Annotated in this window: 3 protein-coding genes; all 3 read right to left on the reverse strand. The window is 56.3% G+C overall.

Translation table 11 applies throughout. The features are described from left to right. A partial coding sequence (locus AQR02_RS34690; RefSeq protein ID WP_280818649.1) for a histidine kinase dimerization/phospho-acceptor domain-containing protein occupies window positions 1-529 on the reverse strand: 529 nt, incomplete at its 3' end. Next, a complete protein-coding gene (locus AQR02_RS20625; protein ID WP_054942320.1) occupies window positions 530-1,207 on the reverse strand; it encodes a response regulator transcription factor in 678 nt (225 codons plus the stop codon). Then, window positions 1,137-1,859, reverse strand: a 723-nt coding sequence (locus tag AQR02_RS34695; protein ID WP_245237646.1) for an ABC transporter ATP-binding protein, incomplete at its 5' end; no start/stop codon positions are given. The genes AQR02_RS20625 and AQR02_RS34695, both read right to left, overlap by 71 nt.

The raw sequence follows: 1,859 nt of genomic DNA on the forward strand, positions 1-1,859 counted from the left end.
CCGCTTCGATAATGTCCAGATAATGCCGCCTGTTCTCTGCACTCAGCCCCTCGTTCTGGAGCGCGCGGGCGAAGCCGCGGATGGAGGTCAGCGGTGACTGGATCTCATGCGAGACATTGGAGATGAAATCCTGGCGCATGATCTCCATCCGGCTCAGTTCGCTGGCCATTTCATTAATCCCCTCCACGATGCTGCCGAATTGCCCGTAGCGTCTGCTGTTCTCCAGCTCTACCTTGAAATTCCCCTTGGAGATTTGCCGCATCGCGGTAATGATCGGGATATAAAAAGCTCTTTCATCCCCTCTCAGGCGTCCGATCAGCGCTGCGGTTCCGGCCAGCAGGAATAGAATGAGAAACTGCAGCACCATTGTCACCAGCTGGGACTTATACGGCGTAAGGGACCAGTTAAAATGCTTCTCCAGCAGCCTCAGCCCGAAATACCCGCCGTTCCAGGAAAGATAGAAGCCTGTGAGCACCATGAGGATTCCCATAATCGCTCTTAAAATCTCCCCGGCTCTGCTATCCCTCATCTATTTGTCCACCTCCAGGCGGTAGCCCAGCCCGCGGAGCGTGCGGATGGTGAAGCCGCAGGTTTCCCGGGGAAACCGCTCGCGCAGCCGCCCCACATGCACATCCAGCGTCCGTTCGTTGCCCTCGAAATCATAACCCCAGATTTCTTCGATCAGCCGGTCGCGCGTGAGCGTCTGGCCGGGATAGCTGGCCAATTTAAACAGCAGTTCGAATTCCTTAAGCGGCAGGGTGAGCTCGCCCAGCTCCGAAGACACCTCATAGGTTTTGCGGTTCATCCGTAACCGCCCGACCATGACGCTCTGCGCGGCGGAAATCTGATACCGCTTCAGCAGCGCCCTTACTCTGGCGATCAGCACCAGCGGCTCAAACGGCTTGACCAGATAATCATCCGTGCCCAGCTCAAAGCCTTTGACGATCTGCGAAGTCTCCCCTTTGGCCGTCAGCATCAGAATCGGAAAATCATAACGTCTGCGCAGCTCGCGGCACAGCTCCCAGCCGTCCATCTTCGGCATCATTACATCAATAATGGCCAAATCTGCACTTTTATCCTCTAGCAGCCTCATTGCCTCCACGCCATCAGAAGCACTGTATACTTCGTCGATTCCCTCAGCTCTCAGAAAGACTTCCACCAATTCGCGGATATGCGGATCGTCGTCTACCACCAGAATTTTGGGCATGATCAGCTGATACCTCCTCTGCCTGGCCGCCCTCCGGCTCCGGTGTGTTCATTTGCAGCTGCTGCGCCGCGAATTCACGGTACAGCTCATGACTGCGCAGCAGTTCTTCATGAGTGCCTCTGCCGGTAATCCGGCCTTTTTCCATAAAAACAATCTGATCCGCGTTCACAACTGTTGCCAGCCGGTGGGCAATGACAATCGTCGTCCGGCCTTTCATCAGATTCGACAGGGCCTTCTGTACCACTGCCTCGGACTGGCTGTCCAGGCTAGAGGTCGCCTCATCCAGCATCAGAATCTGCGGATCACGCAGCAGCGCCCGGGCAATGGCAATCCGCTGGCGTTGACCCCCGGACAGCTTCACGCCACGTTCGCCGACATCGGTCTGGTATCCGTCCGGCAGCTCCTCAATGAACTTGTCGGCATAAGCCATCTCCGCTGCGCGGCGCATTTCCGCCTCACTAACCTCCCGGTCCAGCCCGTAGCCTAGATTATCCGCAATCGTGCCGGCGAGCAGCGGACTTTCCTGGGAGACGTACCCGATCAGCTTCCGCCAGGAACGCAGTGAGAACGTGGTTACAGGCTTACTGCCCAGTTTAATAACACCATGATCCGGTTGATAGAACCGCTCCAGCATTGAAAATAAAGTGGTTTT

This window comes from Paenibacillus ihuae, from assembly GCF_001368795.1.
In the GTDB taxonomy this organism is placed as follows: domain Bacteria; phylum Bacillota; class Bacilli; order Paenibacillales; family Paenibacillaceae; genus Paenibacillus_AQ; species Paenibacillus_AQ ihuae.

Bases quoted from the DNA above. Each gene is read 5' to 3' on its own strand.
- AQR02_RS20625 (WP_054942320.1), bottom strand. From the start codon at position 1,207: ATGCCCAAAATTCTGGTGGTAGACGACGATCCGCATATCCGCGAATTG.